This window comes from Geodermatophilus sp. SYSU D01119, assembly GCF_054049975.1.
In genome coordinates this window covers 199,196-212,013 of sequence record NZ_JBJGYL010000002.1, presented here as the reverse complement: position 1 = coordinate 212,013, position 12,818 = coordinate 199,196, and the positions used below count along the sequence as shown (strand labels likewise).

At 72.9% G+C, this 12,818-nt stretch carries 16 protein-coding genes; 14 read left to right on the top strand and 2 right to left on the bottom strand.

All coding sequences use genetic code 11. The annotated features are described in order from the left end of the window. Nucleotides 1-69: 69 nt before the first annotated feature. From ACI79X_RS02530 to ACI79X_RS02470, 13 genes are all read left to right on the top strand, one after another. Complete coding sequence (locus ACI79X_RS02530; protein ID WP_457023836.1) at nt 70-1,362, top strand: glycosyltransferase family 4 protein; 1,293 nt, start codon at nt 70-72, stop codon at nt 1,360-1,362. Next, a complete protein-coding gene (locus ACI79X_RS02525) occupies nt 1,359-1,835 on the top strand; it encodes a hypothetical protein (protein WP_457023835.1) in 477 nt (158 codons plus the stop codon). The genes ACI79X_RS02530 and ACI79X_RS02525 overlap by 4 nt, the downstream gene beginning before the upstream one ends. A 118-nt stretch (nt 1,836-1,953) precedes the next feature. Beyond that, nucleotides 1,954-2,178 carry an AtpZ/AtpI family protein gene (locus ACI79X_RS02520; RefSeq protein ID WP_457023834.1) on the top strand — a complete coding sequence of 75 codons (225 nt, stop codon included), beginning with the start codon at nt 1,954-1,956 and terminating at the stop codon, nt 2,176-2,178. Beyond that, nucleotides 2,175-3,005, top strand: a complete 831-nt coding sequence (gene atpB / locus ACI79X_RS02515) for a F0F1 ATP synthase subunit A (protein WP_457023833.1) — start codon at nt 2,175-2,177, stop codon at nt 3,003-3,005. Before ACI79X_RS02520 ends, atpB begins: the two co-directional genes overlap by 4 nt. A 102-nt stretch (nt 3,006-3,107) precedes the next feature. Beyond that, nucleotides 3,108-3,335 (top strand): ATP synthase F0 subunit C, encoded by a 228-nt coding sequence (gene atpE, locus ACI79X_RS02510; protein ID WP_093583887.1) that lies wholly within the window; start codon nt 3,108-3,110, stop codon nt 3,333-3,335. Between the two features lie 50 nt (nt 3,336-3,385). Further along, nucleotides 3,386-3,967 carry a F0F1 ATP synthase subunit B gene (locus tag ACI79X_RS02505; protein ID WP_457023832.1) on the top strand — a complete coding sequence of 194 codons (582 nt, stop codon included), beginning with the start codon at nt 3,386-3,388 and terminating at the stop codon, nt 3,965-3,967. After that, nucleotides 3,967-4,785: a F0F1 ATP synthase subunit delta gene (locus ACI79X_RS02500; RefSeq protein WP_457023831.1), complete on the top strand. Its 819-nt coding sequence runs from the start codon at nt 3,967-3,969 to the stop codon at nt 4,783-4,785. Before ACI79X_RS02505 ends, ACI79X_RS02500 begins: the two co-directional genes overlap by 1 nt. A gap of 56 nt (nt 4,786-4,841) precedes the next feature. Next, the gene (atpA, locus tag ACI79X_RS02495) at nt 4,842-6,458 is read left to right on the top strand and encodes a F0F1 ATP synthase subunit alpha (protein WP_457023830.1); all 1,617 of its coding nucleotides are present in this window, start codon (nt 4,842-4,844) and stop codon (nt 6,456-6,458) included. 1 nt (nt 6,459) lies between these two features. After that, the gene (locus ACI79X_RS02490; protein ID WP_457023829.1) at nt 6,460-7,395 is read left to right on the top strand and encodes a F0F1 ATP synthase subunit gamma; all 936 of its coding nucleotides are present in this window, start codon (nt 6,460-6,462) and stop codon (nt 7,393-7,395) included. Between the two features lie 65 nt (nt 7,396-7,460). After that, on the top strand, nt 7,461-8,897 hold the full coding sequence (gene atpD, locus ACI79X_RS02485) for a F0F1 ATP synthase subunit beta (RefSeq protein WP_457023828.1): 1,437 nt from the start codon (nt 7,461-7,463) through the stop codon (nt 8,895-8,897). Between the two features lie 288 nt (nt 8,898-9,185). After that, nucleotides 9,186-9,398 carry a hypothetical protein gene (locus tag ACI79X_RS02480; protein ID WP_457023827.1) on the top strand — a complete coding sequence of 71 codons (213 nt, stop codon included), beginning with the start codon at nt 9,186-9,188 and terminating at the stop codon, nt 9,396-9,398. 146 nt (nt 9,399-9,544) lie between these two features. Continuing rightward, entirely contained in the window at nt 9,545-9,931 is a 387-nt protein-coding gene (locus ACI79X_RS02475) for a F0F1 ATP synthase subunit epsilon (protein WP_457023826.1), read from the top strand. A gap of 31 nt (nt 9,932-9,962) precedes the next feature. Then, a complete protein-coding gene (locus tag ACI79X_RS02470) occupies nt 9,963-10,364 on the top strand; it encodes a DUF2550 domain-containing protein (RefSeq protein ID WP_457023825.1) in 402 nt (133 codons plus the stop codon). 13 nt (nt 10,365-10,377) lie between these two features. Here ACI79X_RS02470 and ACI79X_RS02465 read toward each other — a convergent pair whose 3' ends face one another. Beyond that, nucleotides 10,378-10,980: a cob(I)yrinic acid a,c-diamide adenosyltransferase gene (locus ACI79X_RS02465; protein WP_457023824.1), complete on the bottom strand. Its 603-nt coding sequence runs from the start codon at nt 10,978-10,980 to the stop codon at nt 10,378-10,380. Between the two features lie 58 nt (nt 10,981-11,038). Here ACI79X_RS02465 and murA point away from each other — a divergent pair, with 58 nt between their 5' ends. Then, entirely contained in the window at nt 11,039-12,319 is a 1,281-nt protein-coding gene (murA, locus tag ACI79X_RS02460; protein WP_457023823.1) for a UDP-N-acetylglucosamine 1-carboxyvinyltransferase, read from the top strand. A 62-nt stretch (nt 12,320-12,381) separates the two neighbouring features. Here murA and ACI79X_RS02455 read toward each other — a convergent pair whose 3' ends face one another. Beyond that, the gene (locus tag ACI79X_RS02455) at nt 12,382-12,714 is read right to left on the bottom strand and encodes a hypothetical protein (RefSeq protein ID WP_457023822.1); all 333 of its coding nucleotides are present in this window, start codon (nt 12,712-12,714) and stop codon (nt 12,382-12,384) included. Nucleotides 12,715-12,818: the final 104 nt, after the last annotated feature.

The window sequence follows — 12,818 nt, the reverse complement described above, 5'->3', positions numbered from 1 at the left end:
ACCGTCGCGATGAGCCGCTCCGCCGCGCGCCCGGCCGGGGTCCCGCGCGGTCCCGAGCGGGGCTGAGCCGTGCGCGAGTACGCCGTCGTCCTGCTCACCGCGGCGCTGGTGACGTTCCTGGCGACGCCGGTGGTCCGCGTCGCCGCCGTCCGGCTGCGGATGATGGCCGCCCCCCGCGAGCGCGACGTGCACGTCATACCGACCCCGCGCGGGGGAGGGGTGGCCATGTACCTGGGCGTGGCCGCCGCCGTGCTCGTCGCCACCCGGCTGCCGGCGCTGCAGCGCACGTTCGAGGACTCGCAGACCGCCGCCGTGCTCGCCGCCGGCGGCCTGATCTGCCTGCTCGGCGTGCTCGACGACAAGTTCGGCCTCGACGCGCTCACCAAGCTCACCGGCCAGATCGCCGCGGCCGGCGTGATGGTGCTGCTGGGCGTCCAGCTGGCGTTCCTGTTCCTGCCGGTCGCCGACATCGGCACGATCTCCTTCGGCCCCGACGTCGGCGTGCCGCTGACGATCCTGCTGACCGTCCTCGTGGTGAACGCGCTCAACTTCATCGACGGTCTCGACGGGCTGGCCGCCGGCGTCTCGGCCATCGCGGCGCTGGCCTTCTTCGCCTACAGCTACAACCTCGGCCGCGTCGGGTACGACGAGGTGGCCAGCGCCCCGGCCCTGATCACGGCGGTGCTCGCCGGCGCCTGCCTGGGCTTCCTGCCGCACAACTTCAGCCCGGCGCGCATCTTCATGGGCGACTCGGGCTCGATGCTCGTCGGCCTCATGCTCTCGGCCGCCGCGGTCAGCGCCACCGGGCGCGTCGACGCGCAGACCTTCGACTCCGCGGCCAGCCTGCTGCCCCTGACGCTGCCGCTGCTCGTGCCGGTCGCGGTGCTCTTCATCCCGTTCGTCGACCTGGTGCTGGCCGTCGTCCGCCGGACCCGCCGCGGCCAGTCGCCGTTCTCGCCCGACAAGATGCACCTGCACCACCGGCTGCTGTCCATCGGGCACTCGCACCGCCGGGCGGTGCTGACCATGTACTTCTGGGCGGCTCTCCTGTCCTTCGGCGCGGTGGCCCTGTCGATCACCGGCGGGACCGCGGAGCTGCTCGTCGTGATCGGAGTCCTGCTCGCCGTGGGTGTCGTCGTCGTCCTCAGCCCGCACACCCGCCGGGCCGCCCGGGAGGCCCGGGCGGCCGAGATCGCCGCCCAGCGCCGGCGCAGCCGCGCCGCGCACCCCACCGCCCGTGCGACCCGGGAGCGGCGGCCCGCCGCGACGCCGCCCTCGGTGAACGGGGCGACCCCGAACGGCGCGACGGCGACCGGCGCGACCGCGCCGCGCGCGGCCGGTGCCGGGCAGGTGACCCGGTGAGCGCGCCCCGTCCCGTCACGGAGGTCCCCTGGGACCTGTCGTTCCTGCGCGTCGGCACGCTCGTCACCGGTGCGGTGGCCGCCGTGGCCGCGCCCGTCGTCGGCCTGACGCTCGGCTGGGCCGACGCCGTCGGCGTGCTGGCCGGCGCCGCGGTGGTGACGGCGTTCTTCGTGGTCAGCGGCGTGGTGATCGCCTGGGCCGGCCGGATCGACGACACGTTCACGCTGCCCGCCGCGCTCGGCACGTTCTTCGTCAAGGCGCTGGTGCTCTTCGCCGTGCTCGACGCGCTGCCCGAGGACGGCTGGCTCGACCGCCTGACGATGGCGTGGGCCGTCGTCGCCGGCGCGCTGCTGTGGAGCGCCGTCCAGCTGCGCTGGGTGTGGACCCGGCCGCTCTACTACGTGACGCCGCCCGCGCCACCCGGTCAGGGGACGGCCTCCCCGGCACCGGGAGGGCCCGCGACACGCGGCTGATAGTGTCGCCGCGATGGCCGAGGACGACCCCACCCGTGGGGAACCCCGGTCCCGACCTGCGCGACCAGCCGCTCCTCGGGGCAGCGGTGCCGAGACCGGCTATGCGGTCATCGGGACGATGATCTCCGGGCTGGCCGTGTGGGGCGGAGCCGGGTGGTTGCTCGACCGGTGGCTGGACACGCGGGTGTTCCTCCCGGTCGGGATCCTGCTCGGCATGAGCGTGGCGATCTACCTGGTCGTCAAGCGGTACGGCGGTCCGCCTCCGGCACCGGAGACGACCGAGAACGGCAAGACCCCGGGCGGACGACGGAGCCGGCCCAGGACGCAGAAGGGACAACGGTGACCTCCAGCGCCCTCGCGCTCGTGGACGTGCTCGCCGCCGAGGGCGGTGGCGCCGGTGACGGCTTCCAGGCCCCCGGCCTCAGCGAGTTCTACCCCGAGCCGATCGCCGAGTTCTCGCTGCTGGGCGTCGACTTCGCCATCACCCGCATCACGCTGGGCCTGTGGTTCGCCACGCTCGCGATGCTGGTCTTCATGATCATGACGGTCCGCAAGCCGTCGATCGTGCCCGGCAAGCTGCAGTTCGTCGGCGAGAGCGGCTACTCCCTCGTCCGCGACGGCATCGCGCGCGACGTCGTCGGCCCCCGGGGGATCCCGTTCGCGCCGTTCCTCGCGTCGCTGTTCTTCTTCATCCTCGCGAACAACTTCATGTCGATCCTGCCGCTCGCGCAGATCTCCCCGATGTCGAAGTTCGCGTTCCCCCTGGTCCTCGCGCTGATCTGCTGGGTCCTCTACATCTACATCGGCATCCGCGAGCAGGGCGCCGGCCGCTACTTCAAGGACATCCTGTTCCTGCCCGGCGTGCCCAAGGCGATGTACATCCTGGTCACCCCGATCGAGATTCTGCAGAACTTCATCGTCCGGCCGTTCACCCTCGCGGTCCGGCTCTTCGCGAACATGTTCGCCGGCCACATGCTGCTGGTCGTCTTCTCGCTCGGCGCGGTCTACCTGTTCAGCCGGGACAACTTCTCGATCATCTTTGGGCCCGTGTCGGCGCTGATGGCCATCGTGATGACCTTCTTCGAACTGTTGGTCATCTTCCTGCAGGCCTACGTCTTCACGGTGCTGATGGGGACCTACCTCAACGGCTCCATCGAGGCCGAGCACTGAGCCCCGGGGCCTTCCCGCGCACCACCCGGACCGCACCACCCGCACGACCCCCGCAAGCCGCCCGGACACCTCCGGGCGACGACACAGGAGGAACACCCCGTCATGGATCTTCTCGCTGAGCTGAACGGCAGCATCGGCTCCGTGGGCTACGGCCTCGCCGCCATCGGCCCCGGCATCGGCGTCGGCATCGTGTGGGCGGCCTACATCCAGGCCACCGCCCGGCAGCCCGAGTCGGCCGGCCTGACCCGCACCTACGCCTTCCTCGGGTTCGCCCTCTCCGAGGCGCTCGCCCTCATCGGCTTCGTCGTCCCCTTCGTCTACGGCACCTGATCCCCGCCTCCGGGTAGGGACAGGACCTCCAGAGACAGGACACTGAGAGCATGAGCATCCTCGCTGCGGAGAGCGCGAACCCGCTCCTCCCGCCGCTCGGTGAGATCATCATCGGCCTGATCGCCTTCGCGGTGGTCATGCTGGTCTTCTTCCGCTTCATCGCGCCGCGCTTCGAGCAGGTCTTCCGCGCTCGCCGCGAGGCGATCGAGGGCGGCATCGAGCGGGCCGAGGCCATGCAGGCCGAGGCGAAGGCGGCGCTGGAGCAGTACCGCGCCCAGCTCGCCGAGGCCCGGACGGAGGCCGCGCAGATCCGCGACCAGGCGCGCGCCGAGGGCCAGCAGATCCTCGAGGAGCTGCGGGCGCAGGCGCAGGAGGAGTCGGCGCGGATCGTCGCCCGCGGCGAGGAGCAGCTGGCGGCCAACCGGCAGTCGGTCATCAACGAGCTGCGCGGCCAGATCGGCTCGCTCGCCGTCGACCTGGCCGGCCGCGTCGTCGGGGAGTCCCTCGAGGACGAGGCGCGTCGCCGGGGCACCGTCGACCGCTTCCTCGACACCCTCGACGGCATGAGCGCCGGCGGTGCCACCGACGGGCGGACCGGCAGCACCGTGTTCGTCCCCGGGGCGGACCGCTGATGGACGCCTCCAGCCGGGAGGCGCTCGCGGTCAGCCGCGAGCGCCTGGCGGCCATCACCCGCGGTGCGGCCGGCCCGGGCCTGCTGGCCCTGGCCGACGAGCTGTTCGCCGTCGCGCGGCTGCTCGACAACAACGTCGCGCTGCGCCGCGCGCTGTCGGACCCGGCCGTCAAGCCGACCGACCGCGCCGGCCTCGGCCGCAGCATCCTCGGCAGCCGGGTGTCCGAGGCCACCGTCGACCTGGTCGAGACCGCCGCGCGTCAGCGCTGGTCGCGCCCGCTCGACCTGGTCGAGGCCACCGAGGTGCTCGCCACCGAGGCCGGGCTCGACGCCGCCGAGGCGCGCGGCGAGCTCGAGGGCGTCGAGGACGAGTTGTTCCGGTTCGGCCGGATCGTCGGCGGCGACCCGGAGCTCAGTCGCATCCTCGGCGACGACCGCGCGCCGGTGGCCGGCAAGTCGGCCCTGCTCGACCGGCTGCTCACGGGACGGGTCAGCCCGGTCACCGAGCAGCTGCTGCGGAACTCCCTGACCGCGCGGCACGTGGGGAGTGCGGAGAACCGGATCGTCCGCCTGTCCGAGGCGGCCTCCGCCCGGCGCGGCCGCTCCGTCGCCCACGTGACGACGGCGGTGGCGCTGACCGCGGCGCAGGAGCGCCGGCTGCAGGACGTGCTCGGCCGGATCTACGGGCGGACCATCGGACTGCAGGTGTCCGTCGACCCGGCGGTGCTCGGCGGTCTCGTCGTCCGCGTCGGCGACGAGGTCATCGACGGCAGCGTGGCGAACCGGCTCGAGTCCGCGAGCCGCCGGCTCGCCGGCTGACCCGCCCCACCCCAGACCACAGACAGCACGACCCAGCAGGGAAGAGGACGCGAGCCATGGCCGAGCTGACGATCTCCGCAGACGAGATCCGCAGTGCCATCCAGAACTACGTCACCGAGTTCTCCCCGGACGTCTCCCGGGAAGAGGTCGGGATCGTCACCGAGGCCGGCGACGGCATCGCCCGGGTCGAGGGCCTGCCCTCGGTCATGACCAACGAGCTGCTCGAGTTCGAGAGCGGCGTCCGCGGTCTGGCGCTGAACCTCGACGTCCGCGAGGTCGGCGTCGTCATCCTGGGTGACTTCGCCGGGATCGAGGAGGGCCAGCAGGTCCGCCGCACCGGTGAGGTCCTCTCGGTGCCGGTCGGTGACGGCTACCTCGGCCGCGTCGTCGACCCGCTGGGCAACCCGATCGACGGTGCCGGCGAGATCGCCACCACCGGCCGCCGCGCCCTGGAGCTGCAGGCCCCGACCGTGGTGCAGCGCAAGTCGGTGCACGAGCCGCTGCAGACCGGCATCAAGGCCATCGACGCGATGACCCCGATCGGCCGCGGCCAGCGCCAGCTGGTCATCGGCGACCGCCAGACCGGCAAGACGGCGATCGTCACCGACACGATCATCAACCAGCGCGAGGCCTGGCTGACCGGCGACCCGCAGCAGCAGGTGCGCTGCATCTACGTCGCGGTCGGCCAGAAGGGCTCGACGATCGCGGCGATCCGCGCCTCCCTCGAGGAGGCCGGCGCGATGGAGTACACCACCATCGTCGCCGCGCCGGCGTCGGAGTCGGCCGGCTTCAAGTACATCGCCCCCTACACCGGCTCGGCCATCGGCCAGCACTGGATGTACGAGGGCAAGCACGTCCTGATCGTGTTCGACGACCTGTCGAAGCAGGCCGAGGCCTACCGCGCCGTCTCGCTGCTGCTGCGCCGCCCGCCGGGCCGCGAGGCCTACCCGGGCGACGTCTTCTACCTCCACTCCCGCCTGCTGGAGCGCTGCGCCAAGCTCTCCGACGAGATGGGCGCGGGCTCGATGACCGGTCTCCCGCTCATCGAGACCAAGGGCAACGACGTGTCGGCCTACATCCCGACCAACGTCATCTCGATCACCGACGGGCAGATCTTCCTCGAGACGGGTCTGTTCAACTCCGGTGTCCGCCCGGCCATCAACGTCGGCATCTCGGTGTCCCGCGTCGGCGGGTCCGCGCAGATCAAGGCGATGAAGTCCGTCGCCGGCCGCCTGCGCCTGGACCTCGCCCAGTACCGCGAGCTGGAGGCCTTCGCCTCGTTCTCGTCCGACCTCGACGCCTCCAGCCGCGCCACCCTGGACCGCGGCCAGCGCCTGGTCGAGCTGCTCAAGCAGGGCCAGTACCAGCCGTACCCGGTCGAGCGCGAGGTCGTCTCGCTGTGGCTGGGCACCACCGGCAAGCTGGACCGCATCCCGGTCGGCGACGTGCGGCGCTTCGAGTCGGAGTTCCTCGACCACATCGGCCGGTCGGAGACCGGCGTCTACGACGAGATCCGCACCTCGCGGGCCCTCGGCGACGACGCGGTCAGCAGCCTCGAGCGCGCCGTGCAGTCGTTCTACGGCTCGTTCAGGACGTCGGACGGCTCCTCGCTCACCGAGGACGGCGACGGCGGCGCGACGGCCCAGGGCGTCTCGACGGCGAAGAGCGCCTGACGTGGCCGGTTCCCTCCGCGCGCTGCGGCGCCGCATCCGCTCCACCCAGTCGACGAAGAAGATCTTCTCGGCCCAGGAGCTGATCGCCGGCGCCCGCATCGTCCGCGCCCAGGCCCGGGTGGAGGCCTCCAAGCCCTACGCCCGGGAGATCACCCGCGTGCTCTCGGCCCTGGCGTCCTCCGCGACGCTGGAGCACCCGCTGCTCAACGAGCGGACCGAGACGCGCCGGGCGGCGGTCCTGGTGGTCACCTCCGACCGTGGGTTCGCCGGCTCGTACAACGTCAACGTGCTGCGCCGCACCGAGGAGCTCCTCGGCCAGCTGCGCCAGCAGGGCAAGGAGCCGGTGCTCTACGTCGTCGGCCGCAAGGGGGAGACCTACTACTCCTTCCGCGACCGGCCCGTCGAGGAGACCTTCACCGGGTTCTCCGAGCAGCCGGCCTACTCCGACGCGCAGGAGGTCGGCCGGGCGCTGATCGACGTGTTCGCGCCGGGGGAGGACGCCGACCGCAGCGGCGCCGTCGACGAGGTGCACATCGTCTACACCGAGTTCGTGTCGCTGCTGTCCCAGGTGCCCACCGCCCGCCGGCTGGCGCCGATGGACACCTCGGAGCTCGAGGACGCGGGGGAGGACGGCGAGCGCTCCGGCGACTCGGGCGTCCCGACCTCCTACGAGTTCGAGCCCTCGCCCGAGGCGCTGCTGGACGCGCTGCTCCCCAAGTACGTCACCACCCGCATCTACGCGGCGCTGCTCGAGGCCGCGGCCTCGGAGTCGGCGTCGCGCCGGCGGGCGATGAAGTCGGCGTCCGACAACGCCGAGGAGCTGGCGAAGAACCTGTCCCGCCAGGCCAACCAGGCCCGGCAGGCGGAGATCACCCAGGAGATCAGCGAGATCGTCGGTGGCGCCGACGCGCTGGTGTCCGCCGGCGCCGACGACTGACCACTCCACCCCGCCCCTCCGGCGGGGACACTGGACCTGAGATCCACCTGAGCCCAGGAGCACCCATGACCGTCACCGAGGACCGTCCGACCACCCAGACGACCGGCCGCGTCGTCCGGGTCACCGGGCCGGTCGTCGACGTCGAGTTCCCGCGCGACGCGATGCCCGACCTGTTCAACGCCCTGCACGTCGACGTGACCCTCGCCGACCTGGGCAAGACCCTGACCCTCGAGGTCGCCCAGCACCTGGGCGACAACGTGGTCCGCACCATCTCCATGGCACCGACCGACGGCCTGGTCCGCGGCGCCGAGGTCAGCGACACCGGCGCGCCGATCAGCGTCCCGGTCGGTCCCGGCGTCACCGGCCACGTCTTCAACGCCCTCGGCGAGTGCCTGGACAGCCCCGGCTACGGCGCGGACCTCACGCGCTGGTCGATCCACCGCCACGCGCCGCGGTTCGACCAGCTCGAGGGCCGCACCGAGCTGCTCGAGACCGGCATCAAGGTCATCGACCTGCTGACCCCCTACGTGGCCGGCGGGAAGATCGGCCTGTTCGGTGGGGCCGGCGTGGGCAAGACGGTGCTCATCCAGGAGATGATCCGCCGCGTCGCCCAGGAGTTCGGTGGCGTGTCGGTGTTCGCCGGCGTCGGCGAGCGCACCCGTGAGGGCAACGACCTCATCACCGAGATGACCGAGTCCGGCGTCATCGACTCGACCGCGCTGGTCTTCGGCCAGATGGACGAGCCGCCGGGCACCCGCCTGCGCGTCGCGCTCTCGGCGCTGACGATGGCCGAGTACTTCCGCGACGAGCAGAACCAGGACGTGCTGCTCTTCATCGACAACATCTTCCGGTTCACCCAGGCCGGGTCCGAGGTCTCCACGCTGCTGGGCCGCATGCCCTCCGCCGTGGGGTACCAGCCGACCCTCGCCGACGAGATGGGCGAGCTGCAGGAGCGGATCACCTCGACGCGCGGCCACTCGATCACCTCGCTGCAGGCGATCTACGTGCCCGCCGACGACATCACCGACCCGGCGCCGCACACCACCTTCGCCCACCTCGACGCGACGACCGTCCTCTCGCGGCCGATCTCGGAGAAGGGCATCTACCCCGCCGTCGACCCGCTGGACTCCACCAGCCGGATCCTCGACCCGCAGTACGTCGGGCAGGAGCACTACCAGGTCGCGCAGACCGTCAAGCAGATCCTCCAGCGGTACCAGGAGCTGCAGGACATCATCGCGATCCTCGGCATCGACGAGCTCTCCGAGGAGGACAAGGTCACCGTGCAGCGCGCGCGGCGGATCGAGCGGTTCCTCTCGCAGAACATGTTCGTGGCCGAGGCCTTCACCGGTCAGCCCGGCTCCTACGTGCCGCTGTCGGAGACCCTCGAGGCCTTCAAGGCGCTCACCGAGGGCAACTACGACCACGTGCCGGAGCAGGCCTTCTTCATGTGCGGTGGGCTCGAGGACCTCGAGCGCAACGCGGAGAAGCTGAAGCGCGGCTGATTCACCGCGGTCCGTCGACGGCCGGGCACCCCGAACGGGGGTGCCCGGCCGTCGCGCTTCCCGGAGATCCTCGCCCCCGCCGTTACGCGTCCGTGACCTGCGCCGATGTCTTCCGTGCGGGACCGGTGACACAGCGTCGGGACCTGCCAGGACGCGCCCGATCGGGTGATTGCGCGGACCACCCCCGTGGGCAGGTCGCTGGCGGATCGACCCTCAAGAGCGGGAGCCTGCGTGCCGACACAGCAGGTGGCGCCCCGGAGGGACCGGACGCGCAGCACGGGAGTGACGATGGACTGGCTGGACGGGACGAGCACGCACGGCACGGTGAGCCGGCTGCCGATCAGCACCCCGGACCCCGGTTGGACCTGGCCGCCGTCGGCACCGGTCTCCCACGTCGACGACATCCGCTACGACACCGACGAGTGGGCGCCGGCCTCCACGGTGCGCCACCCCTGGGTCCGCGTCGGCCGCTGGACCCTGCTCTACCGCCGCGCCGCCTGAGCGGCCCGGAGCGCCGCCCGAAGGGGTGGCGGCGGACGACCCGCGCCGGACGCCGGTGCACGCGCGGCTAGAGTGAGGACGACCGTCGCCGTGCCCGTCCGGCCGGCGTCCCAGCACCGCAGCGTCGGTGGACCCGGAGGAGTGTCGTGGCGACCCTGCAGGTCGAGTTGGTGGCCGTCGAGCGGACCATCTGGTCCGGCGAGGCGAGCATGGTCATCGCCCGCACCACCGAGGGTGAGATCGGCGTCCTGCCCGGCCACGCCCCGCTGCTCGGTGAGCTCGCCCCCGGTGGCGTCGTCACCATCCGCAGCACCCAGGGCGAGGACGTCGTCGCGGCCGCGCACGGCGGCTTCCTGTCGGTGACGCCGCAGGGCGTGTCGATCCTCGCCGAGACGGCGGAGATCAGCTCCGAGATCGACGTCGAGCGGGCTCGCGAGGCGCTGCGCCGCGCCGAGGCGGAGGGCGACGACCCCGAGGCGCTCGCCGCCGCCCGCCGCGCCCAGTCCCGGCTGCGCGCCGCCGGCCAGGCCTGACCCGACCGGACCGCTCCCGCACGACCCGCCGGTGACCACCGCCCTCCTCGTCATCGCCGGGGTGCTGGTCGTCGCCCTGGTGGTCGCGTTCCTGCTGCGCCGCCGCTTCCTGCTCTCCGGCCTCGGCGCGGTCCCCATGTGGCTGCGCCCCGGCGGCAGCTCGCGCTGGGCGGTGGGGGTGGCGTGGTACGGCGGGGACGCGCTGCTCTGGTACCGCGCCGTGTCGCTGTCGGTGCGCCCGCAGCAGCGGCTGTGCCGCACCGAGCTGCACGTCGCCGGCCGCCGTGCGCCGGGCCGCGACGACGTCGCCCTGCCCGACGACGCCGTCGTCGTGTCCTGCGAGACGCGCAACGGCCCGCGCGAGCTGGCGATGGACCCCGCGACGGTGACCGGGTTCCTGTCCTGGGTGGAGTCGGCGCCACCCACCGCCTAGGAGCGGCCGGCGGTCAGCCGCGGGCGGCACGCTGGGCGTGCACCCCGCTGTGCGCGCCGGGCTCCCAGAGGACGTCGCCGTCGGGGTTGGCCTCGCGGGCGAGGATGAACAGCAGGTCCGACAGCCGGTTGAGGTAGCGGGCCGTCTCGGCGTTCGTGCGCTCGCCGTCGGCCTCCAGCAGCGCCCACACGCTGCGCTCGGCCCGCCGGACCACCACCCGCGCCTGGTGCAGCAGCGCCGCGAGCGGGGTGCCGCCGGGGAGCACGAAGCTGGTCAGCTTCGGCAGCGCCTCGTTGTGCTCGTCGCAGGCGGTCTCGAGCCGCTCGGTGTAGGCGGCGGTGACCCGCAGCGGCGGGTACGCCGGGTCGGGGACGACCGGGGTGCAGAGGTCGGCGCCGACGTCGAACAGGTCGTTCTGCACGCTGCGCAGCAGCTCGGTCAGCTCCGGCGCGGGTGAGCCCAGCGCCAGGGCGAGGCCGAGGACGCTGTTGGCCTCGTCGACGTCGGCGTAGGCGACCAGCCGCGGGTCGGTCTTCGCCACCCGGCTCATGTCGCCGAGGTGGGTCTGCCCGGCGTCACCGGTCTTCGTGTAGATGCGGGTGAGCCGGACGGTCATGGCCAGGAGACTAGGCGCTGGCCGGAGGACGCCCGCCGGGCCGCCGTAGGGTGTGGCGGTGCAGTGCTTCGAGGTGACCGGGGGCACGGCCCTCACGGGCAGGGTCCGCGTCACGGGCGCCAAGAACAGCGCCCTCAAGCTCATGGCCGCGGCTCTGCTGGCCTCCGGCCGGACGACCATCGACGAGGTCCCCGACATCCTCGACGTGGCGATCATGAGCGAGGTGCTGCGCCGGCTGGGCTGCGGCGTCACCTACGAGCGGTCGGGGCAGCCCGGCGGCGGCGGGCGGGTCGTCGTCGACGTGCCGGAGCAGCCGGCCACCGAGACCGACTACGACCTGGTCCGCAAGATGCGCGCCTCGATCAGCGTCCTCGGCCCGCTGGTGGCCCGCTGCGGCAGCGCGAAGGTGGCCCTGCCCGGCGGGGACGCGATCGGCTCCCGCGGCCTGGACATGCACATCTCCGGCCTCGAGCGGCTCGGCGCCTCCATCCACAGCGAGCACGGCTTCCTCGTGGCCACCGCGCCGCGCCTCAAGGGCACCTCGATCTGGCTGGACTTCCCGTCGGTCGGGGCCACCGAGAACCTGCTCATGGCCGCGGTGCTCGCCGAGGGCACGACCGTCATCGACAACGCGGCCCGCGAGCCGGAGATCGTCGACATCTGCTCGATGCTCACGGCGATGGGCGCGCGGATCGACGGCGCCGGCTCCTCCACCCTGACCGTCGAGGGCGTGGAGTCCCTGCGCCCGGTCACCTACAGCACCGTCCCCGACCGGATCGTCGCCGGCACCTGGGCGATCGGGGCGGTGATGACCCGCGGCGACGTCGTCGTGGAGCGGGCCGTGCCCGACCACCTCGCCGTCCCGCTGGACAAGCTGGTGAGCGCCGGCGCCACCGTCGAGGTGGTCGAGAACGGCATCCGGGTGGCCATGGACGAGCGGCCCCGCGGGGTCGACGTCGTCACGCTGCCCTTCCCCGGGTTCCCCACGGACCTGCAGCCGATGGCCGTCGCGCTCGCCGCGGTGTCCACCGGCACGGCGCTGATCACCGAGAACGTGTTCGAGGGCCGCTTCATGTTCGTCAACGAGCTGGTCCGGCTCGGCGCCGACGTGCGCATCGACGGCCACCACGCCGTCGTCCGGGGCCGCGAGCGGCTCTCCAGCGCGCCGGTGCTCGCCACCGACATCCGCGCCGGCGCCGGGCTGGTGCTGGCCGGGCTGCTCACCGACGGGGTCACCGAGGTGCAGGACGTGCACCACGTCGACCGCGGCTACCCCGACTTCGTCGAGCTGCTCACGGGCCTCGGCGCCGAGATCCGCCGGGTCGAGCGCCCCGACTGAGCAAGGACCCCCGTGCCCCCCGGACCTCGCTGCGCTCGGCCCGGGCCCCTGCACGGGGGCCGTCAGCGGGCCGGGAACGAGGCCGCGAGCTCGCGGGCGCGGGCGGCGTCCTCGGGGAAGACGAGCACGTCGGCCCGGTGCGCCTCGGGGAAGCGGATCGTCGAGCGGATCCCGGCGTCGGAGAGCACCGCCCGCAGCGCGAGCGCCGACTCGCGCCGCGTCAGCGTGGCCACGCGGGTCAGCAGGCCGTCGTCGGTCGGGGTGGGACGACGGCGGCGCATGCCGCCGGTCGAGCTGCCGCCGAAGGCCCAGCGCATGAACAGCGCGAGCAGGACCATGACCACGATCGCGATGACCGGCCCGGCGATGTAGCTGAGACTGCCCGGCTGCAGCATCCCGGCCTCCTCCGTCGAGCGCCGGCCGCGCCCTTGCGGCACGGTCGTCCACGATCGAGTGTGCCACCGCCGGAGTTCCCGGACCGGTGCTGCTACTGGCCGGT